Origin of the sequence: Streptomyces sp. SID5910, assembly GCF_009862125.1 — a bacterium.
Taxonomy (GTDB): domain Bacteria; phylum Actinomycetota; class Actinomycetes; order Streptomycetales; family Streptomycetaceae; genus Streptomyces.
This window is the reverse complement of record NZ_WWHX01000991.1, coordinates 1-24332: the sequence shown is the minus strand read 5'-3', so window position 1 is coordinate 24332 and position 24332 is coordinate 1. Positions and strand designations below refer to the sequence as shown.

Sequence of the window (24332 nt, the reverse complement as noted above, 5' to 3'; positions counted from 1 at the left end):
ACACCGACCCCGCCCCCCGCACCCACGCCCACACCGCCTCCCCCGCCGACCGTCTACCGGTGGAGCGAGCTGGCGTACGACCTGACCGGCGACGGCACCGGGCCCGAGATGCGGCTGGCCGGGAGCAGCTGGGTGTGGCAGCGCTCCGCCCTGTCGATCGGCGAGGTGCGGTACGCGCACGGGGTCACCGTGAACGGACGCTCCTCCGTCACCATCGACCTCAACCGCTCCTGCTCGTCCTACGACGCCCTGGTCGGCGTCGACGACCTGACGCTGAAGCTCGGCAAGGTGGACTTCTCGGTGTACGCGGACGGCGTCCGGCTGTGGAACTCCGGGACGGTCGAGGGCGGGGACCCGGCGGTGCCCGTCCATGTGGACCTCTCCGGACGCGAGACCGTACGGCTGGTGGCCGAGCCGCACAGCCACCTGGACTCGGTCGCGCTCGCGGACTGGGCGCAGTCGCGCTTCACCTGCGCGTAGGGCGTCCGGGCGCCGTCAGCCCCGGCGCGCCACCGTCCCCGCGCCGCCCAGCGCACCCCGTTGCGGCGCGATGCCCCCGGGGACCGCGCGCTGCCGTGCCGGGGTGCCGGTCCAGCAGGTGCCCCGGCGGGCGAGGAGGCGGCGGAGCCAGAGCTCCAGGGAGACCAGGCCGGCGAGCCCGTCCAGCGGCAGGGGTTCGCCCGCGGCCGCCCCGCGCACCGCCTTGCGCACGACCCGCGCCTCGACCAGTCCCGCCTCGGCGAGCAGCGGCGTGTCGAACAGGGCCAGCAGGGAGTCGGCGGCGACCCGCAGTCCCGTGCGCGCGTCGGAGGCGGCCAGCGCCTGTGTCGGCGCGCCCCACCCGCTGGGCAGCTCGCTCACCCCGGCGCCCTCCAGCACCGTGCGCAGGATCGCGGCCCGTGCCCCGGGCTGGACGCGCAGCGCCTCCGGCAGGGCGCGGCAGGCGCGGACGACCTGGTTGTCGAGGAACGGCGCGTGCAGCCGCTGGAAGCGGATCTCCGCGGCCTGCTCAAGGACCCGCACCTCGGCCGCCTGCCGGGCCAGTGCCGTACGCGCCCGGAAGTCGCCGGGCCGCTGTCCCGGGCCGACGCCGGACCGCTGGGTGGACGCCTGGAGGCGAACCGATACTTCAGCCAGTGCCTCTCCGGTCAGCCACCGCGCCGCCGGTCCGGGCCCGGCCCAGGTGAGCACGGCGAGCGACGCCTCCATCGCACCGCCGCCCCCGACGGCCGCCTCGTCGAAGCGCCGGCGCAGCAGCCGTTCGGCGAGTCCCTCGACGCCCGTGCGGTAGGGCGTGCGCGACAGGCGCCGGGCGGCGGCGTACACGCGCGCGGGGACCAGTACCGAGCCGTCGGCCTTGGCGAGCGCGGCGACCGGGCGGACGAGATGGCGCCGTTTGCGGTCCATCAGCAGGTCGGCGAGCCGGGCCGGATGGGCGTCGAGCACCTGCCGCGCCCCGTAGCCCGTGAAGTGGTCCGCGCTGCCGGCGGCCAGCCGCGCCCGGTGCCGTGCCGCCGACACCAGGCAGGAGCCCGGTTCGTCGGTCAGGGGACCGTCGAGCGAGGTGTACGGCAGGACGTCCTCGCCGCCGGTGACGACCACGTGGTGCAGCCGGGGGTTGGCGGCCAGCGCGCCCGCCCGCTCCAGTTCGGACTCGCGTCCGCCGACGGCCAGGTCGTTGAAGGTGACGGCGAGCAGCCGCTCGCCCGCGCCCGTGCCGTGTCCGAGCACGGTGCCCGGCATCCCCGGCAGCCCGGCGGCCAGCAGCGCCAGCGTCCCCGAGGCCGGGCCGCCGGACAGGTCGGCGCCGATCCCGGGCACCGGCATCCCGCGCGCGGCGCGCCGCTCGGCGGGGCCCATGCCCGGCACCGGGCCGGGGTCGATGCCGTCGCCGGGGACGTGCCGGGGCGCGGCGAGGCGGGTGCGTACGGCTTCCACCAGGGCGTCCCGCACGCCGTCCACGGCTCTGCCCGGGTCGGCGGCGGGCGCCGCCACGGCGAGCGAGGCCACCTGCTCGTATCCGGCGATCTCGCGCGCCCCGGCGCGCAGGATCAGCGCATGCCCCGGCGGAATGCGCTTCACGCCGTCGTACGGGGTGGAGTCGTCCAGCGCGGCCGGCACGTCGGGGGCGGCGAGCAGCGCGGCGAGGTGCCCGAAGTCGAGGTTGGCCTCGACGAGGTCGGCCAGGGGCAGCGCGGCGGTCGCGTACGCCGTGCCGCCGGCCCAGGGGGTGTGGAACACGGGCCGTGCGCCCGCGAGATCGCCGCAGACGGTGATCCGCCGGCCGACCTGGACGACCGCCGTGTAGCTGCCGGGCCACGCCGTCAGGTGCCGCAGGGCACCGCCGCGCGCGGCGAACAGCCCGACGCGCAGCTGCTCGTCGGAGGCGCCGCAGATGCCGAGGACGGCGATCCGGGTCTGGGGGTCGGCCGTGACGACGCGCACCTCGTCGGGGCGCCAGTCGCCGACCGCCCACAGGGGGTCCGGGTCGCCCCACAGGAGCTGGGACCCCACGGGCTGCACCGTCTCACCGTCGTACCCGGTGGCCCCGGCGGAGCCGCCGGCCCCCGCGCCTCCCGCGGCTCCCACGGCGGTGCTGCTCCACCCCACCAACCACCGCATCGACGCCTCCACAGGCCGGGGAACCAGTGCACCGTACGAACTGGTTCCCCATGCTGCCATGAAGGGCGCGCCGCAGAGCGTCGGCGGAGCCGCGTGTGCTCCCATGAATGCGCCCCCGCCAAGGCCCGTGCGAGGGCGTCAACTCCCGGTCGCCGCCCGCCGGGCACGGCGTGGCGGTCCACCGGGGGGCTCGCACCGACGACGCGAATGCGCCCCCGGAACGCGCCCTTTGGCTACCCGGCGCGCCCTCAAGTCCCATGGTGAGGGCGCCGAAGCCCCGTAAACGCGGGGGCCATTTTTGGCCAAATCGGCGCCCTACACACGGTGTTGAACACGCTCCGTGCAGGCTCTGCGCACCGCCCGGCGGTGCGCAGTCCGGGAGACGGGCCACGCCTCCCGGACCGGTCCGCCGCCCGCGGGGATGTAGGCGGCGGCGTCCCCCAGCCCACTGGACCCAGTACAGCGGGCCGACCCACGCACCGCCATGGAACCGCTCCCCAGGTGGCCGGAGAAGAGCGCACGGACGGGCGCACGGCCACACACCGGGAGCACACGGCAACAGTCCGTACAGACACCGCACTTCAGTACGGACCACAATCCCGCCATCCGGAACAATGCCTCTTAACGCATGGGATGCGGCGAACTACGCTGGGTTTACGAATGCCGCGTGGTTATGCCAGTGCGGCAGCCGTCTGTGTCGAGGGGTGGCGCATGTCCAGGGAGCAACGCGGGCCGAACGAAAAGCTCGGCGCCGTTCTCGCCCTCGCGGGAATCAGCAACGCAGGACTCGCCCGGCGCGTCAACGACCTCGGCGCCCAGCGCGGGTTGACGCTTCGCTACGACAAGACGTCGGTGGCGCGCTGGGTGTCGAAGGGCATGGTGCCGCAGGGTGCGGCTCCGCACCTGATCGCCGCCGCCATCGGCCAGAAGCTCGGCCGTCCGGTGCCGCTCCACGAGATCGGCCTGGCGGACGCGGACCCCGCCCCCGAGGTGGGCCTCGCCTTCCCGCGGGACGTCGGACAGGCGGTCACGTCCGCCACCGAGCTGTACCGCCTCGACCTCGCCGGCCGCCGGGCCGGAGGTGGCGGCATCTGGCAGTCGCTCGCCGGATCGTTCGCGGTGAGCGCGTACGCCACGCCCGCCTCACGGTGGCTGATAACCCCGGCCGACAGCTCGGTGGCGCGTGACGCGAGCCCGGCCGAGGGCTCCGGCGCACCGCTCAAAGTCGGCCACAGCGATGTACGCAAACTCCGGGAGGCCGCCGAGGACGCCCGCCGCTGGGACTCCAAGTACGGCGGCGGCGACTGGCGTTCGTCGATGGTCCCCGAGTGCTTACGCGTCGAGGCGGCCCCGCTGCTCCTCGGCTCCTACTCCGACGAGGTCGGCCGCGCCCTGTTCGGCGCCTCGGCCGAACTGACGCGGCTGGCCGGCTGGATGGCCTTCGACACCGGCCAGCAGGAGGCGGCCCAGCGCTACTACATCCAGGCCCTGCGCCTGGCCCGCGCCGCGGCCGACGTCCCGCTCGGCGGGTACGTCCTCGCCTCCATGTCCCTCCAGGCCACCTACCGCGGCTTCGGCGACGAGGGCGTGGACCTCGCCCAAGCCGCCCTGGAACGCAACCGGGGCCTCGCCACGGCCCGCACGATGAGCTTCTTCCGCCTGGTCGAGGCACGCGCCCACGCGCGCGCGGGCGACGCGGTGGCGGCCGGGGCGGCCCTGAAGGCCGCCGAGAGCTGGCTGGAACGGGCCCGGCCCGGCGACAGCGACCCGTCGTGGCTGGGTTTCTACTCCTACGACCGGTTCGCCGCCGACGCGGCCGAGTGCTACCGCGACCTGAAGGCACCACGCCAGGTCCGCCGTTTCACCGAGCAGGCCCTGTCGCAGCCGACGGAGGAGTTCGTACGCTCGCACGGCCTCAGGCTCGTCGTCTCGGCGGTGGCCGAGCTGGAGTCCGGCAACCTGGACGCGGCCTGCGAGCAGGGCGTGCGGGCGGTCGAGGTCGCCGGGCGGATCTCCTCGGCCCGCACCACCGAGTACGTGAAGGACCTCCTGCACCGCCTGGAGCCGTACGGCGACGAGCCGCGCGTCGTCGAGCTCCGCGAGCGCGCCCGGCCGCTCCTGGTCACCCCGGCCTGACTGCGGCGCCGCACGGGTTTGCGGGCATTGTCAGTGGCGCAGTGCACTATCGAAGCCGGGGGACGGACCGGGAAGGGACCGGAAGGTGGCACACGTGCGGACCGGGATCGCATACGACTGCGACGTGCTGGTGATCGGCGGCGGCATCGTCGGCCTGTCCACGGCGTACGCGATCACGCGCACCGCGCCGGGCACCCGGGTGACGGTGCTGGAGAAGGAGCCGGGACCGGCCCGGCACCAGACCGGCCGCAACAGCGGCGTGATCCACAGCGGCGTCTACTACCGCCCGGGCTCGCTGAAGGCCCGCTTCGCGGTGCGGGGCGCCGCCGAGATGGTCAAGTTCTGCGCGGAGTACGGCATCGACCACGCGGTCACCGGCAAGCTGATCGTCGCCACCGAGCGGGCCGAGCTGCCCCGGCTGCACGCGCTCGTGCAGCGCGGCCGGGAGAACGGCATCCCGGTGCGGGAGCTGGGCGCGGCCCAGATCCCCGAGTACGAACCGGAGGTCCGGGGCCTGGCCGCCATACACGTCGGGACGACCGGCGTCTGCGACTACGTCGGAGTGGCACGGCAGCTGGCCCGGGCCTCGGGCGCGGAGATCCGCTACGGCGCGGAGGTTCTGCGCGTCGACCGGCGCCCGGACCTCGGGGTCGCCGTCCGCACCCGCACCGGCGACGTGATCCGCGCCCGGGTCCTGGTCAACTGCGCCGGCCTGCACTGCGACGAGGTCGCGCGGATGACGGGGGACGACCCGGGGATGCGGATCGTGCCCTTCCGGGGTGAGTACTACGAGCTGGCGCGGCCGGAGCTGGTGCGGGGCCTGGTGTATCCGGTGCCGGACCCGGCGTTCCCGTTCCTCGGCGTGCACCTGACCCGCGGCATCGACGGGGGCGTGCACGTCGGGCCGAACGCGGTGCCGGCGCTGGCCCGGGAGGGCTACGGGTGGGGTGTGGTCAGACCGCGCGAGCTGGGTGCCACGCTCGCCTGGCCGGGCTCGTGGCGCATCGCCCGGCGCCACTGGAGGTACGGCGCCGGGGAGCTGCGGCGGTCGCTGTCCAAGGGGGCGTTCACGTCGGCCGTGCGCAGGCTGCTGCCGGCGGTGACGGAGGGCGACCTGGTGGAGGCGCCGGCGGGGGTGCGGGCGCAGGCGGTGCTGGCGGACGGGACGCTGGTGGACGACTTCCTGATCAAGGAGGGGGCGCGGACGGTGCATGTGCTGAACGCGCCGTCTCCTGCGGCGACGGCGGCGCTGCCGGTTGGGCGGGAGGTGGGGCGGCGGGCGCTCAGCATGTTGGGCGACGTTTCTTGATCAAGGGTGCCCGGCGTGGGTGCTCAGCGGGGGTGGGTGGCTCTCACCGGCGATGGCCGGGTGCCGCTGCGCCCACCCGTGCCGCCCCAGCGGCACGATTGCCCGCAGCTACGCCACGGAGCCGCCGCTGCCCGCAGCTAGGGCGTCACCGTGAAGTTGCGCAGGATCGCCGACGTCAGGTCCGGGTCGCCCTCTGTTTTGATGCGGTCCGTCACCGCGTCCGGGGTCACGCGGCCGCAGGCCAGGCGGACGTAGGTCTCCCAGTCGAGGGTGAGGGTGGCGGCCGGGCCGAGGGCCGGGGCCGTTTCCAGGGTGCCGCGGCCCTGGATGTCGACGCGGATCGTGCGCAGGAACTCGACCGGTCCGTGCACGTCGAAGACGACCGCCGAACTGCGCGGCGCGTCCGCCCGCTCGGCGACGACGGCCGGGAGCTCGGCCAGCAGCACGTCACGGGCGACGAGCGCGCCGGGGGAGTCGAGGTTGCCGGGGCGGCCGAGGGCCGTGCGCAGGTCCTGCTCGTGCGCCCACACGGCGAACGCGTGGCGCCGCATGGACTCCTCCAGCGTCAGCTCGGTGCCCATCGGGCCGCGGACCTTGGTGCCCGGGTCCCGTGACTCGTTCCGCAGCTGCCGGTTGCGCCGGATGATCATGTACTCGAGCTCGGAGGTGATCTCGGGCGCCGTGTGGTGGCGGCGGACGTCGACCTGCATCTCCGTGTACCGCTGCTGCTCGTTGGTGACGTGGAACAGGTCGCGCGGGAGCGTGTGGATGGGGCGCGGGTCGCCGAGCATCTCGGAGTCCAGGCCCATGACGTGCGAGACGATGTCGCGCACGGACCAGCCCGGGCAGGGGGTGCGACGGTTCCACTCTGCTTCCACAAGCGGCTGGACCAGCTCGGATATCGCCTCGATGGAGTGAGTCCAGGCGTCGGCGTAGGGCTGGAGGGTGGGATGCAGACTCACGGAACGGGACCCCTCGGCGGTCGGTACACGGGCAGGTTGTGGCGGCGGTGCCAGTGGGAGGTGGCTGCGGCTGCGGTCGGCGGGCGTCTTGGGACGCTAAGTTACGCTGCTGTGCGGCACCCCGGCAGTGCTTTCGTGTGACGATCGTAGGCCCGAGTGGACGGCTCGAATGCCAGGACGGTGGTAGTGTGCGCGCCTCTTTGATCCAAATCGCCGTGAACGAGGACGAAACGGTGGAAGCGCGCCGTGCGCGAGCGGCCGCCCTGGTGAGGGATCAGGCGGGCGCCGACCTCGTCGTCCTGCCGGAGCTGTGGACCACGGGCGCGTTCGCCTTCGAGGAGTTCGACGGGCAGGCCGAGCCGCTGGAGGGCCCGACGTACGAGGCGATGGCCAAGGCGGCGAGCGACGCGGGTGTGTGGCTGCACGCGGGGTCCGTCCCCGAGCGCGACTTTGACGGACAGCTCTACAACACCTCCCTCGTCTTCTCCCCCGCCGGCGACCTGGCCGCCTCCTACCGCAAGATCCACCGCTTCGGCTTCGACAAGGGCGAGGCCGTGCTGATGGGCGCCGGGAGCGAACTGGTGACGGTCCGTCTGCCCGAGACGACCCTCGGCCTGGCGACCTGCTACGACCTCCGCTTCCCCGAACTCTTCCGCGGCCTCGTCGACGCCGGCGCCGAGACCCTGGTCGTCCCGGCGGGCTGGCCGGAGCGCCGCCGGTCCCACTGGACGCTCCTGGCCCAGGCACGGGCGGTGGAGAACCAGGCGTACGTCCTCGCCTGCGCAACGGCCGGGACGCACGCCGGGGTCCCGCAGGCCGGTCACTCGATCGTGGTCGACCCGTGGGGCGAGGTGCTGGCGCAGGCCGGCGCGGACGAGGAGGTCCTCACCGTGGAGTTCGACCCGGCGAAGGTGGCGCGGACCCGGGAGCAGTTCCCGGCCCTGAAGGACCGGGTGCTGGGCCTGGAGACGCCCAGGCCCTAGTTGCGTGTCAGTCGTCCTCCCGGTCCTTCTCCCGCTCCTTCTCCGCCAGGTGGATCACGCAGACGGTCAGCGCGATCAGCAGCGCCGGGTCCGCGTCGTCGCGGACGACGTCCACGCCGTAGGTGTCCCGGACGGTCAGCAACCGCCGGGAGATGACGGCCAGCAGCTCGCCGTCGTACTCGATGGCGAACTCCCGGTCGAGGATCTTGCCGCTGACGTCCAGTTCGGTGCCGTCGGCCAGGGAGACCCGGTAGTGGTTGCGCAGCAGCGACAGCCGCTTGCGCCGGATGGTCGCCAGCGGCTCGTCGCCCCGCTCGATCACCATCGTGTCGCGCAGCGCGAACATCTTCTGGTGGATGTCGATGAGCACCCGCCCCCGGGTGTCCTTCAGCTCCCAGGTGTCCCGCAGCCGCATCGCCTTGCCGTCGACCAGGAACACCTTGTTGCCGTTGCCGTCCTCGATCCAGTAGTCGTCACCGAAGCCGAGGAGCCGGTCGTACACGAGGAATCTCATGGCCTGATCGGTTCCCCGGCGCCCGCTCCGAAACGCCGCCGGTAGGCCGACGGGCTGAGTCCGGTCTCGCGCCGCAGCCGGGCCCGCAGGTTCGCGGCGGTCCCGAGGCCGCTGCGGGCCGCCACCACGTCCAGCCGTTCCTCCCCGCGCTCGATCAGCCGCCGCGCCAGGGTCACGCGCTCGGCCGTCAGCCAGGCGAGGGGCGTCGTCCCCAGCTGGTCGCGGAAGCGGCGGTGCAGGGTCGCCGGCGACATCGCCGCGCGCTCGGCGAGGTCCGCCACCGTCAGGGGCTCGCCCAGCCGCTCCTGCGCCCACTCCAGCAGCGGCGCGAGCGAGGCGTCGGGCACGTCGGGCACGGGGCGCTCCACGAACTGCCGCTGCCCGCCGTCGCGGTGCGCGGCGAAGACCAGCCGCCGGGAGACGGCATTGGCGATCTCGGCGCCGTGGTCCCGGCGCCAGATGTGCAGCCCGAGGTCGAGCGCCGCCACGCTGCCCGCGGCGGTGAGGATGTCGCCCTCGTCCACGAAGAGCACGTCCGGCTCCAGCAGCACCCGGGGATGCAGCCGGCGGAAGGCGTCCGCCCACATCCAGTGCGTCGCGGCCCGCCGCCCGTCCAGCAGCCCGGCCTCGGCGAGCGCGAAACTGCCGGTGCACAGGCTGACGACGCGGGCGCCGCGGGCGTGCGCGCGCCGGACGGCGTCCAGGACGGCCGGGACGCGCGGCACGACGTTGTCCGGCCGGCCGGGTACGACGACCGTGTCGGCCCCGTCGGCGGCCTCCAGACCGGGCACGCCGGTGAGGGTGAGGAAGCCGTGGTTCATGCGGATGCCGGGCGTCGGGCCGCACAGCGTGACCTCGTACAGCGGTCCGGGCAGCCCCAGTTCGGGGCGCGGCAGTCCGAACAGTTCGGTGGCGCAGCCGACCTCGAACGGGTTGGTGCCCTCGTCGACGATCACGGCGACCCGGTGCGGGCGTGGGGACGGCTGGGGCGGCTGGTGCTGAGAGGATCCTTGCGGCATGTGCGATTCCTAGCACTGTTCCGCCGGTCGCGGCACCCCGCACGATGACGTCATGTCACAGGAACCGGTCTCCCTCGCCTCCGCCCTCGCGTCCTTCGCCGACCAGTGGAGCCCTCGCATCGTCACCACCGTCAACGACTACGACGTGCGCGTCGCCAAGGTCGAGGGCGAGCACGTCTGGCACGTGCACGACCACACCGACGAGTTCTTCCTGGTCCTCGACGGCGAACTGCACATCGCCCTGCGCGCATCCGGCACGGAGCGCACCGTCGTACTGCCCAGGGGGTCGGTCTTCACCGTCCCGCGCGGCACCGAGCACAAGCCGTACGCCCCGGTCCCCACGGAGATCCTGCTCCTGGAGCCGACTGGGACGTCGACCGTGGGCGACCGGCACGACGAGGTGCCCGCTCATGTGGACGCGACGACGGGACACGCGCTGGCGCGGCCGGCGTGAGCGCCTGACCCGCACGCCTGACCCGCACGCCGCCGCTCAGGCGCCGTAGCCGTCGGTGTAGCCGTCGCGTGTGTGGTGGGGCCGTTCCTCGACGACGGGGGTCGTCGGCGGCATCACGACGCGGCGGCGCCGGGCGATGCTGCTGAAGGTCGCGACACCGATCAGGCCGACGATCATGAAGATGACACCGACCAGGTCGAGGTTGACGCCCTGCATGTCCCAGTCGGTCGCGAACGTGAGGATGGCTCCCACGGCGATGAGGATGATGCACCCGCCGAGGCCCATGAGTGTCGCCTCCCTGTAGATCCGGTCGGTCCGGCTTTCCGGTCGATCCGGTTCCGTGCGGGTACCCCCGACCGGAACGCCCATGCGATACAGGGGTGTTCCGGCGGGAGCGCGGCGCGGAGGTCAGCCCTCCAGGAACGCCACCAGCGCGTTCGCCAGCAGGTGCGGGTCGTCGGCGCCGCACAACTCCCGGGCGCTGTGCATCGACAGGATGGCCACGCCGATGTCGACGGTGCGGATGCCGTGCCGGGCCGCGGTGATCGGGCCGATGGTCGTGCCGCAGGGCATGGAGTTGTTGGAGACGAAGGTCTGGAAGGGGACGTCGGCCCGCTCGCAGGCGGCGGCGAAGACGGCACGGCCCGAACCGTCCGTGGCGTAGCGGTTGTTGACGTTGACCTTGAGGATCGGGCCGCCGTTGACGCGCGGGTGGTGCGTCGGGTCGTGGCGTTCCGCGTAGTTGGGGTGGACGGCGTGGCCCGTGTCGGAGGACAGACAGACGGTGCCGGCGAAGGCGCGGGCCCGGTCCTCGTAGGAGCCGCCGCGCGCGAACACCGAGCGCTCCAGCACTCCGCCGAGCAGCGGGCCGTCCGCGCCGGTGTCCGACTGGGAGCCGTTCTCCTCGTGGTCGAAGGCGGCGAGCACGGGGATGTACGGCAGGTCGGCGCCGGAGCCGGCGACGGCGGCCAGGGCGGCGGCACCGGCGTGCACGGACAGCAGGTTGTCCATGCGGGGGCCGGCCACCAGCTCCCGGTCGCGGCCCAGGTAGGCGGGGGGCTCCACGGAGTGGGTCATCAGGTCCCAGCCGGTGACCGAGCCGGACTCCAGGCCGGCCTCCTCCTCCAGGAAGGAGATGAGGTCGCCGTCGCGCACGGTGTCGCCGAGGCCCCAGACGGGCTGGAGGTGGCGCTGCTTGTCGAGCTTGAGGCCGTCCGTGGACACGTTGCGGTCCATGTGGATGGCGAGCTGGGGGACGCGCAGCAGCGGGCGGTCGACGTTGACCAGCCGTGTCGAGCCGTCGCGCAGGGAGAGGCGGCCGGCCAGGCCCAGGTCGCGGTCGAGCCAGGAGTTCATCAGCGGCCCGCCGTAGATCTCCACGGCGATCTGGCGCCAGCCGTGCGCACCGCTGTCGGGCCGCGGCTTGACGCGCAGGTTGGGGGAGTCGGTGTGCGCGCCGACGATGCGGAAGGGGGTGTGCGGCGTCGCGCCCTCGGGGACGTACCAGGCCACGATCGCGCCGCCGCGCAGCACGTACTTGCCGCCGCTCGTCCCCTCCCAGGCGTCCGTCTCCGCGACCTGCCGGAAACCGGCCTTCTCCAGCCGCGCGGCGGCGTTCGCCACCGCGTGGTACGGCGTCGGGCTCGCCGCCAGGAAGGTCATGAGGTCGTCGGTGTGGCCGCGGTCGAAGCGGGAGGGTGCGCTCATGGGGTTCACCTTAACGACGTACGAGGGCCCGCTTCCCGTCGAGCGGGAGCGGGCCCTCGTGAGGGTGTGTGGGGTCTGTGGAGAGTGCCCGAAAGGCCGCGGAAGGAACCTCTCGGGCGTCCGGGGAGGACCTTAGAACGCCGCCTCGTCCAGCTCCATCAGGTCCAGCTCGACACCCTGGGCGACCTTGCGGGCCAGGGTGAGGCCGGGCAGGACGTTGGCCGCGAAGAACTTCGCCGCCGCGATCTTGCCGGTGTAGAAGGCCTTGTCCTTGGCGGACGCGGTCGGCAGCTTCTCGGCGGCGATCGCGGCGCCCTTGAGGAGCAGGTAGCCGACGATCACGTCACCGGAGGCCTGGAGCAGGCGGGTGGTGTTGAGGCCCACCTTGTAGATGTTCTTGACGTCCTGCTCGGTGGCCGCGAGGTCGGTGAGCATCAGGCCGACGATGGCCTCCAGCTCGACGGCCGCCTTGGCCAGGTGCTCGCGGGCGCCGGACAGCTCCTCGCCGCCGGTGGCGAGCGCCAGGAACTTCTTGATGTCCTCGGCGAGCGAGTTCAGCGCGGCGCCCTGGTTGCGGACGATCTTTCGGAAGAAGAAGTCCTGGCCCTGGATCGCCGTGGTGCCCTCGTACAGGGTGTCGATCTTGGCGTCGCGGATGTACTGCTCGATCGGGTACTCCTGGAGGAACCCGGAGCCGCCGAAGGTCTGGAGCGACTGGGCGAGCTGCTCGTAGGCCTTCTCCGAGCCGTAGCCCTTGACGATCGGCAGGAGCAGGTCGTTGAGGGCGTGCTCGGTCGAGGCGTCCTCGCCGTTCGCCTCCTTGACCTGGATCTCGTCCTGGACCGACGCGGTGTACATCACCAGCGCGCGCATGCCCTCGGCGTACGCCTTCTGCGTCATCAGCGAGCGGCGGACGTCGGGGTGGTGCGTGATGGTGACCTTGGGCGCGGTCTTGTCCATGAAGTTGGCCAGGTCGGGGCCCTGGACGCGCTCCTTGGCGTACTCCAGGGCGTTGAGGTAGCCCGTGGAGAGGGTGGAGATCGCCTTCGTGCCGACCATCATGCGGGCGAACTCGATGATGCGGAACATCTGGCGGATGCCGTCGTGCCGGTCGCCGATCAGCCAGCCCTTGGCGGGGTGGCGGTCGCCGAAGGTCATCTCGCAGGTGTTGGACGCCTTGAGGCCCATCTTGTGCTCGACGTTGGTGGCGTAGACGCCGTTGCGCTCGCCCAGCTCGCCGGTCTCGAAGTCGAACTCGTACTTCGGGACGAGGAAGAGCGAGAGGCCCTTGGTGCCGGGGCCGGCGCCCTCGGGGCGGGCGAGGACGTAGTGGAGGATGTTCTCCGACATGTCGTGCTCGCCGGACGTGATGAAGCGCTTCACGCCCTCAATGTGCCAGGAGCCGTCCTCCTGCTGCACGGCCTTGGTGCGGCCGGCGCCGACGTCCGAGCCGGCGTCCGGCTCGGTGAGGACCATGGTGGAGCCCCACTGCTTCTCGACGGCGATCGAGGCGATGTGCTTCTGGACCTCGTTGCCCTCCTCGAAGAGGATGCCCGCGAAGGCCGGGCCGGAGGAGTACATCCACACGGCCGGGTTGGCGCCGAGGATCAGCTCCGCGTACGCCCAGATCAGGGAGCGCGGCGAGGTGGTGCCGCCGATCTCCTCGGGCAGGCCGAGGCGCCAGTACTCGGAGTCCATGAAGGCCTGGTAGCTCTTCTTGAAGGACGCGGGGACCGGCGCGGTGTTGGTCTCCGGGTCGAAGACCGGCGGGTTGCGGTCGGCGTCGGCGAAGGACTCGGCCAGCTCGTTCTCCGAGAGGCGGCACAGCTCCTCGAGGACGCTCTTGGCGGTGTCCGTGTCCATCTCCGCGAACGGGCCCGTGCCGTAAACCTTGTCACGGCCGAGCACCTCGAAGAGGTTGAACTCGATGTCCCGGAGATTCGGCTTGTAGTGCCCCATGGCGACGGCTCCGTTGAGAGAACGGCGAGGCACTGACTCCTCGCACCTGATACACGTACCAACTAGTAGCTCCGATGATGCTACCCGTCGGTAATAAGAAGCAACCCCGCACCGCCCATCTGTGACTCGTTACTCGTTACGCTGTGCGCCATGTACGGCTACGACCAGACCGCGGGTCCTCAGCAGCAGCAGTACGCCCCGCCGCAGCAGCCGATGCCCGGCGGGTACGGGCAGCAGCCGCCGCTGTACCCCGAGCCGTCGCCGCCCTCGCTCGCGGACGCGGTGCGCGCCTTCACCACGGGGCAGATGGCCGCCGAGGACTTCCAGCAGATCTTCGCCACCTCGAAGGTCTACTGCCCGCGCGGCGACAATCCGGGCTTCCTCGCGCTGCACAACACCCAGCAGCCGGTGATCCCGATGTTCACCTCGCTCAAGGAGCTGCGCAGGTACGCCGGCAAGGAGTCCAAGTACTTCGTGATCACCGGCGCCGAGGTGATCGACCTGCTGCCGACCGGCTACGGCTTCGTGCTGGACATGGAGGGCGAGCACCGGATGGTGTTCGACGCGAAGGCCGTCGAACAGATGGTCGATTTCGCGATGCGCCGCATGTATGGCTAGACGCCATTGCTTCGCAGACGGCTGGACGTCGTTCGCGGTCGTGAGGACGAGCCCGGAGGGAATGCCCTCCGGGCTTTCGTGGTTCGAGGTGACAAGAAGTTCAATGCTCAACTAAAGTGGGGCGCACGCCGCCCGAGGAGGTCGACATGCCTGCCGTGACCGTCGAGAACCCGTTGACGCTGCCCCGTGTATCCGCGCCCGCCGACGCCGTCGCCCGTCCCGTGCTCACCGTCACGACCGCGCCCGGCGGTTTCGAGGGCGAGGGCTTCCCGGTGCGCCGCGCGTTCGCCGGGATCAACTACCGCCATCTCGACCCGTTCATCATGATGGACCAGATGGGTGAGGTGGAGTACGCGCCCGGAGAGCCAAAGGGCACGCCCTGGCACCCGCACCGGGGCTTCGAGACCGTCACCTACATCATCGACGGGATCTTCGACCACCAGGACTCCAACGGCGGTGGCGGCACCATCACCAACGGCGACACCCAGTGGATGACGGCCGGCTCCGGCCTGCTGCACATCGAGGCGCCGCCGGAGCAGCTGGTCATGTCCGGCGGGCTGTTCCACGGCCTCCAGCTGTGGGTGAACCTCCCGGCCAAGGACAAGATGATGGCCCCGCGGTACCAGGACATCCGCAGCGGCTCGGTGCAGCTCCTCACCTCCCCCGACGGCGGCGCGCTGCTGCGCGTCATCGCCGGTGAGCTGGACGGCCACGAGGGCCCCGGCATCACGCACACGCCGATCACCATGGTCCACGCCACGCTCGCGCCGGGCGCCGAGGTCACGCTGCCCTGGCGGGAGGACTTCAACGGCCTCGCGTACGTGCTCGCCGGGCGCGGATCGGTGGGCGCGGAGCGGCGTCCGGTCCACCTCGGGCAGACGGCCGTCTTCGGCGCCGGGGGTTCGCTGACCGTGCGCGCGGACGAGAAGCAGGACGCGCACACCCCCGACCTGGAGGTCGTGCTGCTGGGCGGGCAGCCGATCCGGGAGCCCATGGCCCACTACGGTCCGTTCGTCATGAACACCAAGGACGAGCTGATGCAGGCCTTCGAGGACTTCCAGAAGGGCCGCCTCGGGACCGTCCCCGCGGTGCACGGCATGACCGCCTCGGGCCCCGACGCCTGACGGCCGCACCGTCTCACCCGGGCGGGCCGTCCGCACAGGACAGCCCGCCCGGTGCGTGATCGGCTGGAGCGGTGCACCTGCTTCCCGGTCCGGTCCGCCGTTTCGCCGCCTGGTGCGTCGTCATCCTGCTCGCCAGCGGTGTCGGCTACGTCGCGATCCGGCTGTGCGTCGAGCTGCGCACCGCGGTGACCCCGGCGCTGCTCGCGCTGCTCGGCACCGCCCTGCTCCGACCGCTGCACCGGCGGCTGGTGAAGGCGCACGTCCAGCGGTCGCTGGCCGCGGGGCTGACCTGCGTCGCCGTCGTGGCCGTGGTCGGCGGCGCCGTGTACATCGTGGTCGCCGCGCTCATCGACACCGGCGACCAGATCGTCGCCTCGCTCAAGCAGGCGGCCCAGGGCGTCGCCGACCACTTCGGGACGGCCGGGACCTCCCTGCACGACCTCGCCTCCAACGCGCGCGAGCTGCTCGGCAAGTTCGGCGGCACCGCCGCGTCCGGAGTGGTCACGGGGGTGAGCGTGGCCGGCGAGATGCTGGCCATGGCGGTCCTCGCGCTGCTGCTCGTCTTCTTCTTCCTGCGCGACTCCGACCGCGCCGTCACCACGGTGCGCGCCCTCGTCCCCCGGCGCAGCGCCGACGTGGTGGAGGCGATGGCCCGGCGGGCCTTCGGGGCCGTCGAGGGTTTCATGCGGGGCACCACCCTCATCGCCCTCATCGACGCCGTGTGCATCACCGTGGGGCTGCTGGTGCTCCGCGTGCCCGGGGCGGTCGGGCTCGGCGCGCTGGTCTTCGTCGGCGCCTACATCCCCTACCTCGGCGCCTTCATCTCCGGGGCCGTGGCCGTGCTGGTCGCGCTCGCCGACCGCGGGTTCGTCATCGCGCTGTGGGCCCTCGGGGTGGTGCTGGCGGTGCAGGTGCTGGAGGGGCACGTGCTCCAGCCGATGATCCAGAGCCGGACCGTGCAGATGCACCCGGCGGTCGTGCTGCTTGCGCTCACCGCGGGGGCGTCGGTCGCGGGCATCCTCGGCATGCTCCTCGCCGTCCCGCTCACCGCGGCCGCGTTCGGGATCGTCCACGAGTTCCAGGGGCTCTACTCGGTCTCCGAGGAGGCGTCCACGAGTCCCGGCACCGCGTCCGGCCCGCCTTCCGGGGCGTCCTCCGACCCGTCGTCCGGGGACTCGTAGAACTCGAACCAGATGCTCTTGCCCTCGCCGCGCGGGGCGACGCCCCACGCGTCCGAGAGCAGCTCGATCAGCATCAGGCCGCGCCCGGAGGACGCCATCTCCCCCGGCCGCCGCTTGTGCGGCAGGTCGTCGCCGCTGTCGGTGACCTCCACCCGGATGTGCCGCTCGCCCGGGTTCCCGCTGACCTCGGCGACCAGCAGCGCGTTGGCGTCGGTGTGGACGAGGACGTTGGTCAGCACCTCGGACAGCAGCAGGACCGCCGCGTCCCGCTGCTCCTCGTCGGGCCAGTCGTGCAGCAGGTCCCGCAGATGCTGCCGGGCGACCGCGATGCGTTCCGGCTCGGCCTGCGCGACCGTCAGCATCGCCCGCCGTACGGGGGGCCGGGCGACCGTGCTGACGCCGTGGCCGCAGCTCTCGTCCCGCCAGCACAGCAGCACCAGCGCGATGTCGTCCTCGCGCCGGTCGGCCAGGGGGCCGGTGGTGTGGTGCGAGGACGGTCCGTGCACCGCCTGGACGAGTGCGTCCGCCAGCTCCTCCAGGTCGCCCTCGTGCTCCTCCAGGACGACCCGCAGGCGGTGCCAGCCGGTCTGGAGGTCGTGGCCGCCCGTCTCGACCAGCCCGTCCGTGCACAGCATCAGGGTGTCGCCGGGCTCCAGGGCGAGCCGGGAGGTCGGGTAGTCGGAGTCCGGGTCGACGCCCAGCGGCAGCCCGCCCTCGGTGGCGAGGATCAGCGCCGTGCCGTCGGCCATCCGCACCACGGGGTCCAGGTGTCCGGCCCGGGCGCTCTCCACGATGCCGGTCACCGGGTCCACCTCCGCGTAGTAGCAGGTCGCGAAGCGCGGGTCGGCGGGGTCCTCGGCGGAGTCGGCCAGACTGTGGAAGAAGTGGGAGGCGCGGGAGAGCACCGCGTCGGGGCGGTGGCCCTCCGAGGCGTAGGCGCGCAGGGCGATGCGCAGCTGGCCCATCAGCCCCGCGGCCCGCACGTCATGTCCCTGGACGTCGCCGATGACCAGGGCGAAGCGGCCCCGGGGCAGCGGGATCATGTCGTACCAGTCGCCGCCGACCTGGAGCCCGCCGCCGGTGGGGACGTAGCGGGCGGCGAGGCTCATGCCGGGGATCTGCGGGCCCAGCGCGGGCAGCATGGTGCGCTGGAGCCCGTCGGTCAGCTCCCGCTGGGTCTCGGCGGCGCCCGCCCGGGACAGCGCCTGCGCCAGCATCCGGGCCACGGTCGTCAGCACCGACCGCTCGTCCGGCGTGAAGGCGACGGGATAGGCGAAGCCGGCCATCCAGGCGCCCATGGTGCGGCCCCCGGCGACCAGCGGCAGGAAGGCCCAGGACTGGCGGCCGAAGCGCTCGGCGAGCGGCCAGGTGAGCGGGTAGCGGGCGCGGTACTGACCGGGGGAGGAGAGGTAGACGGCACGGCCGGTGCGGACCACCTCGGCGGCCGGATAGTCGGTGTCCAGCGGCATGTCCACGAACGGGTTCATGTCGTTCTGCGGCTGGCCGTGGTGGCCGATGACCGTCAGGTGGTCGCCCGACACGCCGAACACCGCGAGCCCGTCCGGGGAGAACCCCGGCATCGCCAGGCCCGCGGCCACCCGCAGCACCTCCGCGGTGGAGCGCGCCTCCGCCAGGGCCCGGCCGGCGTCCAGCAGGAACGCCTCCCGCGAGCGGCGCCAGTCGCCGGTCACCGCGCTGCGCCCCGCGGGGGTGCCGGGCGCCGGATCGACGACCTCCTGGAGCGTGCCGATCAGCTCGTAGGCCTTGCGCTCCCGGTCGAAGGACGGCTTGGAGCGGCTGCGCACCACCCGGACGTTGCGGCCGTGCTCGTCCATGATCCGGATACGGACCTCGGCGAGCGTGCCCTCGGCGACGGCCCGCTGGACCACCCCGGTGACCTCGTTCCAGTCCACCGGATGCAGCCGGGCCCGCACCTGGGCCTCCGTGAGCCGGGCCGCCCGGGCGGGCAGTCCGAGCAGCCGGGCGGCCTCCGCGTCGACCGTGACCTCTCCGGCGGCGGTGTCCCAGTGCCAGAGGCCGGTCGCGAGGGCGGTGAGGACCTCCCCCACCTCGGGCAGGGGCTCGCCAGTGCGCATTGCCCCACTGTAAGAAGAGGTGATCGGAGGCTGCCACCGCTCGCCCTCGCGGTATTGGTGAGGAACCGAGCCGTGGCTGCCCGGTACGCTGGGGTTGTTTCACGTGAAACACGGACCCGCGAGACCACGCCACCAGGTGAGCCCCGTGAGATTCCGTGGACCACAGCCCCCGATCCGCGAAGACTGGATGAACGACGATGCATCGGTACAGGTCCCACACCTGCGGCGAGCTCCGCTCCTCTGACGTCGGCACCGACGTCCGGCTGAGTGGCTGGCTGCACAATCGGCGCGACCTGGGCGGCATCCTCTTCATCGATCTGCGCGATCACTACGGCATCACCCAGCTCGTCGCCCGTCCGGGTACGGAGGCGTACGAGGCGCTGGACAAGCTGACCAAGGAATCGACCGTCCGGGTCGACGGCAAGGTCGTCTCCCGCGGTGCCGAGAACATCAACCCCGACCTGCCCACCGGCGAGATCGAGGTCGAGGTCGGCGAGGTCGAGCTGCTCGGCGCGGCCCAGCCGCTGCCCTTCACCATCAACACCGAGGACGGGGTCAACGAGGAGCGGCGCCTGGAGTACCGCTTCCTGGACCTGCGCCGCGAGCGCATGCACCGCAACATCATGCTGCGCACGTCGGTCATCTCCTCGATCCGCAGCAAGATGGTGGCGCTCGGCTTCAACGAGATGGCGACGCCCATCCTCACCGCCACCTCCCCCGAGGGCGCCCGCGACTTCGTCGTGCCCTCCCGGCTGCACGCCGGCCGCTTCTACGCCCTGCCGCAGGCTCCGCAGCAGTTCAAGCAGCTGCTGATGATCTCCGGCTTCGACCGGTACTTCCAGATCGCGCCCTGCTTCCGCGACGAGGACGCCCGCGCCGACCGCTCGCCGGGCGAGTTCTACCAGCTCGACGTCGAGATGAGCTTCGTCGAGCAGGAGGACGTCTTCGGCCCGATCGAGACGCTGATGACGGAGCTGTTCGAGGAGTTCGGCAACGGCCGCCACGTCACCTCCCCCTTCCCGCGGATCCCGTTCCGCGAGGCGATGCTGAAGTACGGCTCCGACAAGCCGGACCTGCGCGCCCAGCTGGAGCTCGTCGACATCACCGACATCTTCGAGGGCTCGGAGTTCAAGGCCTTCGCCGGCAAGCACGTGCGCGCGCTGCCCGTCCCGGACGTCTCGGGCCAGCCCCGCAAGTTCTTCGACCAGCTCGGCGACTACGCCGTCTCGCAGGGCGCCAAGGGCCTGGCCTGGGTCCGCGTCGGCGAGGACGGCACGCTGTCCGGCCCGATCGCGAAGTTCCTCACCGAGGACAATGTCGCGGAGCTGACCAAGCGCCTGTCGCTGGCCGCCGGTCACGCGGTGTTCTTCGGCGCGGGCGAGTTCGACGAGGTCTCGAAGATCATGGGCGCGGTGCGGGTCGAGGCCGCCAAGCGCGCCGGTCACTTCGAGGAGAACGTCTTCCGCTTCTGCTGGATCGTCGACTTCCCGATGTACGAGAAGGACGAGGAGACGGGGAAGATCGACTTCTCCCACAACCCCTTCTCGATGCCGCAGGGTGGCATGGACGCGCTGGAGAACCAGGACCCGCTGGACATCCTGGCTTGGCAGTACGACATCGTCTGCAACGGCGTGGAGCTGTCCTCGGGTGCCATCCGGAACCACGAGCCGGACATCATGCTCAAGGCCTTCGAGATCGCCGGCTACGACGCGGAGACCGTCGAGCGCGAGTTCGCCGGCATGCTGCGCGCGCTGCGCTTCGGCGCCCCGCCGCACGGTGGCATCGCCCCGGGCGTCGACCGCATCGTGATGCTGCTGGCCGACGAGCCCAACATCCGCGAGACGATCGCCTTCCCGCTCAACGGCAACGCCCAGGACCTGATGATGGGCGCCCCGACCGAGCTGGACGAGACCCGCCTGCGCGAACTGCACCTGACGGTGCGCAAGCCGCAGCCGAAGTAGGCGTGTGCGAAAGGGGCCCGGCATCGTCACCGATGCCGGGCCCCTTCGTATCCGTCCGGGTGCCTACCGGGCCACGAACTGGGTCAGGATCGCCTGGACCTCGTAGATGTCGACGCCCTTGGTGAAGGTCTTCTGGATCGGGGCCGCGCTGCCGGAGAGCCAGATCTTCAGCTCGGCGTCGAGATCGAAGTGCCCGGCCGTCTCCACCGCGAAGTGCGTGATGCTCCGGTACGGGATCGAGTGGTACTCGGTCTTCTTGCCGGTGATGCCCTGCTTGTCGACCAGGATCAGACGCCGGTCGGTGAACAGGATGGTGTCGCGGATCAGCAGGTAGGCGGCGTGCACCTGCTCCCCCTGGCCGAGCAGACGCGCGTACTCCTGCTGCGCCTGGACCGGGTCGATGCTGTGCGCGTTGCCGAACAGTGCCATGGATGGATCCCCCCACATGAGTGGCGACGGCCGACCGGCCGTCTGCCGGGATCCTCGCAGAGCGAGGGGCCGGGGAGAAGATCTTTACCTCCCCGGCCCCTCGCTTGTGGCAGACGCGTTACGCGGTCGGCTTCTCCTCAAGGCGGGGGAAGAGGACCGCGCCCTTGGTGACCGTGGCGCCGGCCGGGAGGCGGCCCCAGTCCGCGGCGTGCTGGACCGGCTGGTCCGGGAGGGCGCCCAGGGACGCCTCGGCGCCGAGGGAGTCCCAGAGCTTCTGGGAGGTGTCCGGCATGATCGGGTTCAGGAGGACCGCCACGGCGCGGAGCGCTTCCGCGGCCGTGTAGAGGATCGTCGCCAGGCGGGCCTTGCCCTCGGGCGAGTCGTCCTTCGCGACCTTCCAGGGCTCCTGCTCGGTGATGTAGCCGTTGACCTGCTTGACGAAGTCGAAGACGGCAAGGATGCCGCCCTGGAAGTCCAGCTCCTCGCCGATCTTCCGGTCGGCCTCCGCGACCGCCTTCGTCAGGCCGTCGTGGATCGCCTTCTCCGCGTCCCCGTCGGCCGTCGCGGCCGGCAGCTCGCCGCCGAAGTACTTGCCGACCATGGCCGCGACGCGGGACGCGAGGTTGCCGTAGTCGTTGGCCAGCTCGCTGGTGTAGCGGGCGGAGAAGTCCTCCCAGGAGAAGCTGCCGTCCTGGCCGAACGCGATCGCGCGCAGGAAGTACCAGCGGTACGCGTCCACGCCGAAGTGCGAGGTCAGGTCCTGCGGCTTGATGCCGGTCAGGTTGGACTTGCTCATCTTCTCGCCGCCGACCATCAGCCAGCCGTTGGCGGCGATCTTGCCGGGCAGCGGGAGGCCCTGCGCCATCAGCATGGCCGGCCAGATGATCGCGTGGAAGCGGAGGATGTCCTTGCCGACGAGGTGCACGTCGGCGGGGAACGTCGACTCGAACTTCTCCGGGTTCTCGTTGTAGCCGACCGCCGTCGCGTAGTTCAGCAGGGCGTCGACCCACACGTAGATGACGTGCTTGTCGTCCCAGGGGACCGGGACGCCCCAGTCGAAGGTCGAGCGGGAGATGGAGAGGTCCTGGAGGCCCTGGCGGACGAAGTTCACGACCTCGTTGCGCGCGGACTCGGGCTGGATGAAGCCCGGGTTGGCCTCGTAGTGGGCGAGCAGCTTCTCGCTGTACTCGCTCAGCTTGAAGAAGTAGTTCTCCTCGCTGAGGATCTCCACCGGCTTCTTGTGGATCGGGCACAGCTTCTGGCCCGCGTACTCGCCCTCGCCGTCGAGCAGCTCGCCGGGGAGCTTGTACTCCTCGCAGCCCACGCAGTACGGGCCCTCGTAGCCGCCCTTGTAGATCTCGTCCTTGTCGTACAGGTCCTGCACGAACTCCTGGACGCGGTCGGTGTGCCGCTTCTGCGTGGTGCGGATGAAGTCGTCGTTCGCGATGTCGAGGTGCTCCCAGAGGGGCTTCCAGGACTCGTCGACGAGCTTGTCCGCCCACTGCTGCGGGCTGACGCCGTTCGCCTCCGCGGTGCGCATGATCTTCTGACCGTGCTCGTCCGTGCCGGTGAGGTACCACACCTTCTCGCCGCGCTGGCGGTGCCAGCGGGTGAGCACGTCGCCTGCGACGGTCGTATAGGCGTGGCCCAGGTGAGGAGCGTCGTTGACGTAGTAGATGGGGGTGCTGACGTAGAACGCCTTGCCACCCTGCTTCTCGTTTCCAGTGGCCGCCATGGGCGAAATCCTACTGGTCCCGGGGAGGTCGGCTCACACGCGTTTCGGGGGGTGGACGGGGGGCGCCGGCCCCCTGTCCACCCCCCGGTGCGTGTGCCGCTACGGGCGCCAGGCCGCGAGTACGCCCTCGTACAGCTCCTTGTCGGTGAGCTCCTTGGGGGTCTCGCCGGCGAGGAAGTGGGAGGTGTTCGGCGTCTTGAGCTTGCGGAGGTAGTCGAACGCCTTGTTCTCCGGGTCGCCGAACGCGACGAAGGAGAAGTGGACGTTCGGGTGGTTCGCCGCGGCGTCGGTGAGGGCCTGGGTGGCGGGGGTCTTCGCGTCGGGGGCGCCGTCGGTCTGGAACACCACCAGGGCGGGGGTGCCGGGGGCCGTTTCCTTGGCGTGGTGGGTGAGGACGGCCTCGACGGCGGCGTGGTAGCTGGTGCGGCCCATGCGGCCGAGCGCCGCGTGCAGCTCGTCGATCTTGTTCTCGTGGTCGGTGAGGGTCAGCTCGCCGGTGCCGTCCACGTCCGTGGAGAAGAACGTGACGTGGAGGGTGGGGTCGGTGTCGAGGTGGGCGGCGAGGGCGAGGGTCTGCTCGGCGAGGGCCTGGGCGGAGCCGTCCTTGTAGTACGGGCGCATGGAGGCGGAGCGGTCGAGGACGAGGTAGACCTTGGCGCGGGTGCCGGTGAGGGTGTGCCTCTTGAGGGTGGTGCCGGCGGCCTTGTAGGCGGTGGTCAGGGCGGTGGCGCGGAGGCGGGCCGCGGGGGTGGCGGGCTTGGGGGTGGCTTCGCCGACGGTGGCGGGCTTGGCCTCGGCTTCGCCGTCCGCGGCTGCGGGCTCGGGGGTGGTGGGCTGCGCCTCGGCTTCGCCTTCGGCCCCTGTGTTCCCACCCGCACCACCCGTGCGGCTTTCGTTGTCCGGTGCGGGTGGCCCCTGTGGGGTGTCCTCGCCGTCGGCGGCTGCCGGTTCGGGGGTGGCGGGCTGCTCCTCGGCAACAGGGGTGGGGTCTGCTTCGGCCTCTGCCTCTGCCTCCGGCTCAGGCTTGGCCTCTGCCTCTGCCTCTGCCTCTGCCTCTGCCTCCGGCTCAGGCTCGGGCTTGGCCTCCCGCTCGGGCTTGGCCGCAGCCTCCGGCTTCGGCTCCGGCTCGGCCTCGGCCGCAGGCGCAGGCTCCGGCTCGGGTTCGGCCGCAGCCTCCGGCTTCGGCTCCGGCTCGGCCTCGGCCTCAGCCTCGGCCGCAGGCTCCGGCTTCGGCTCGGGTTCGGCCTCGGCCGCAGGCGCAGGCGCAGGCTCCGGGTCGGGTTCGGCCTCGGCCGTAGGCGCAGGCGCCGGCTTCGGGTCGGGTTCGGTCTCGGCCGCAGGCGCCGGGGTGGTCGTCGGGTCCGGGGACTCGGTTGGTTTGGGGACTGCGATGTTCGTGAAGGCGGCCTTGACCAGTTCGTGTTCGTCCGAGTCCGTGCGGGGTTCCGGGACCTGGGCGGTCTCCGGGGTGGGTGCCGGCGGCTGTTCGGGCGCGGTGGGCTGGGACGGGAGCTTCGGCTCCA

General features: G+C 72.0%; 20 protein-coding genes. 9 read left to right on the top strand and 11 right to left on the bottom strand.

Going from position 1 to position 24332, the window contains the following annotated elements; all coding sequences use genetic code 11:
• On the top strand, positions 1-480 hold a 480-nt coding region (locus GTW67_RS35250; protein ID WP_202437310.1), incomplete at its 5' end, for an NPCBM/NEW2 domain-containing protein.
• A 15-nt stretch (positions 481-495) separates the two neighbouring features.
• Here the strand turns inward: GTW67_RS35250 and GTW67_RS35245 are convergent.
• Positions 496-2622, bottom strand: a complete 2127-nt coding sequence (locus GTW67_RS35245) for an asparagine synthase-related protein (protein WP_161165533.1) — start codon at positions 2620-2622, stop codon at positions 496-498.
• A 711-nt stretch (positions 2623-3333) separates the two neighbouring features.
• Here GTW67_RS35245 and GTW67_RS35240 point away from each other — a divergent pair.
• Positions 3334-4758: an NsdA family TPR-like regulatory protein gene (locus tag GTW67_RS35240; RefSeq protein WP_161165532.1), complete on the top strand. Its 1425-nt coding sequence runs from the start codon at positions 3334-3336 to the stop codon at positions 4756-4758.
• Positions 4759-4852: 94 nt separating this feature from the next.
• Positions 4853-6067 (top strand): L-2-hydroxyglutarate dehydrogenase, encoded by a 1215-nt coding sequence (lhgD, locus tag GTW67_RS35235; protein ID WP_161165531.1) that lies wholly within the window; start codon positions 4853-4855, stop codon positions 6065-6067.
• Positions 6068-6204: 137 nt separating this feature from the next.
• Here the strand turns inward: lhgD and GTW67_RS35230 are convergent, their stop codons facing one another.
• The gene (locus GTW67_RS35230; protein ID WP_161168784.1) at positions 6205-7029 is read right to left on the bottom strand and encodes a maleylpyruvate isomerase family mycothiol-dependent enzyme; all 825 of its coding nucleotides are present in this window, start codon (positions 7027-7029) and stop codon (positions 6205-6207) included.
• A 188-nt stretch (positions 7030-7217) separates the two neighbouring features.
• Between GTW67_RS35230 and GTW67_RS35225 the strand changes: the two genes are divergently transcribed.
• Entirely contained in the window at positions 7218-8012 is a 795-nt protein-coding gene (locus GTW67_RS35225) for a nitrilase-related carbon-nitrogen hydrolase (protein WP_161168783.1), read from the top strand.
• Positions 8013-8019: 7 nt separating this feature from the next.
• Here GTW67_RS35225 and GTW67_RS35220 read toward each other — a convergent pair whose 3' ends face one another.
• Positions 8020-8526: an LURP-one-related/scramblase family protein gene (locus tag GTW67_RS35220; RefSeq protein ID WP_161168782.1), complete on the bottom strand. Its 507-nt coding sequence runs from the start codon at positions 8524-8526 to the stop codon at positions 8020-8022.
• On the bottom strand, positions 8523-9545 hold the full coding sequence (locus GTW67_RS35215; protein ID WP_161168781.1) for a helix-turn-helix domain-containing protein: 1023 nt from the start codon (positions 9543-9545) through the stop codon (positions 8523-8525). The genes GTW67_RS35220 and GTW67_RS35215 overlap by 4 nt, the downstream gene beginning before the upstream one ends.
• 52 nt (positions 9546-9597) lie before the next feature.
• Here GTW67_RS35215 and GTW67_RS35210 point away from each other — a divergent pair, with 52 nt between their 5' ends.
• On the top strand, positions 9598-9999 hold the full coding sequence (locus GTW67_RS35210) for a cupin domain-containing protein (protein WP_161168780.1): 402 nt from the start codon (positions 9598-9600) through the stop codon (positions 9997-9999).
• A 36-nt stretch (positions 10000-10035) separates the two neighbouring features.
• Here the strand turns inward: GTW67_RS35210 and GTW67_RS35205 are convergent, their stop codons facing one another.
• From GTW67_RS35205 to GTW67_RS35195, 3 genes are all read right to left on the bottom strand, one after another.
• Complete coding sequence (locus GTW67_RS35205) at positions 10036-10284, bottom strand: DUF6458 family protein (protein ID WP_161168779.1); 249 nt, start codon at positions 10282-10284, stop codon at positions 10036-10038.
• A gap of 123 nt (positions 10285-10407) precedes the next feature.
• Positions 10408-11706: a M18 family aminopeptidase gene (locus GTW67_RS35200; protein ID WP_161168778.1), complete on the bottom strand. Its 1299-nt coding sequence runs from the start codon at positions 11704-11706 to the stop codon at positions 10408-10410.
• Positions 11707-11838: 132 nt separating this feature from the next.
• Positions 11839-13665 (bottom strand): acyl-CoA dehydrogenase, encoded by a 1827-nt coding sequence (locus GTW67_RS35195; protein ID WP_161168777.1) that lies wholly within the window; start codon positions 13663-13665, stop codon positions 11839-11841.
• Positions 13666-13815: 150 nt separating this feature from the next.
• On the opposite strand from GTW67_RS35195, the gene GTW67_RS35190 reads away from it, so the two are divergent.
• The 3 genes from GTW67_RS35190 to GTW67_RS35180 all read left to right on the top strand — a co-directional run bounded on the left by GTW67_RS35190 (position 13816) and on the right by GTW67_RS35180 (position 16588).
• Positions 13816-14283 carry an SseB family protein gene (locus GTW67_RS35190; RefSeq protein WP_161168776.1) on the top strand — a complete coding sequence of 156 codons (468 nt, stop codon included), beginning with the start codon at positions 13816-13818 and terminating at the stop codon, positions 14281-14283.
• A gap of 146 nt (positions 14284-14429) precedes the next feature.
• Positions 14430-15407, top strand: a complete 978-nt coding sequence (locus GTW67_RS35185; protein ID WP_161168775.1) for a pirin family protein — start codon at positions 14430-14432, stop codon at positions 15405-15407.
• Between the two features lie 71 nt (positions 15408-15478).
• A complete protein-coding gene (locus GTW67_RS35180; protein WP_161168774.1) occupies positions 15479-16588 on the top strand; it encodes an AI-2E family transporter in 1110 nt (369 codons plus the stop codon).
• Here the strand turns inward: GTW67_RS35180 and GTW67_RS35175 are convergent.
• Positions 16495-18684: a SpoIIE family protein phosphatase gene (locus GTW67_RS35175; protein ID WP_161168773.1), complete on the bottom strand. Its 2190-nt coding sequence runs from the start codon at positions 18682-18684 to the stop codon at positions 16495-16497. The genes GTW67_RS35180 and GTW67_RS35175 overlap by 94 nt on opposite strands.
• Positions 18685-18881: 197 nt before the next feature.
• Here GTW67_RS35175 and aspS point away from each other — a divergent pair, with 197 nt between their 5' ends.
• The gene (aspS, locus tag GTW67_RS35170; RefSeq protein WP_161168772.1) at positions 18882-20645 is read left to right on the top strand and encodes an aspartate--tRNA ligase; all 1764 of its coding nucleotides are present in this window, start codon (positions 18882-18884) and stop codon (positions 20643-20645) included.
• A 63-nt stretch (positions 20646-20708) separates the two neighbouring features.
• Here aspS and GTW67_RS35165 read toward each other — a convergent pair whose 3' ends face one another.
• The 3 genes from GTW67_RS35165 to GTW67_RS35155 form a co-directional block, all read right to left on the bottom strand.
• A complete protein-coding gene (locus tag GTW67_RS35165) occupies positions 20709-21074 on the bottom strand; it encodes a PH domain-containing protein (RefSeq protein ID WP_161168771.1) in 366 nt (121 codons plus the stop codon).
• Positions 21075-21192: 118 nt separating this feature from the next.
• Complete coding sequence (gene metG, locus GTW67_RS35160; RefSeq protein ID WP_161168770.1) at positions 21193-22809, bottom strand: methionine--tRNA ligase; 1617 nt, start codon at positions 22807-22809, stop codon at positions 21193-21195.
• Between the two features lie 99 nt (positions 22810-22908).
• Positions 22909-24332, bottom strand: a 1424-nt coding sequence (locus tag GTW67_RS35155) for a VWA domain-containing protein (protein WP_161168769.1), incomplete at its 5' end; no start/stop codon positions are given.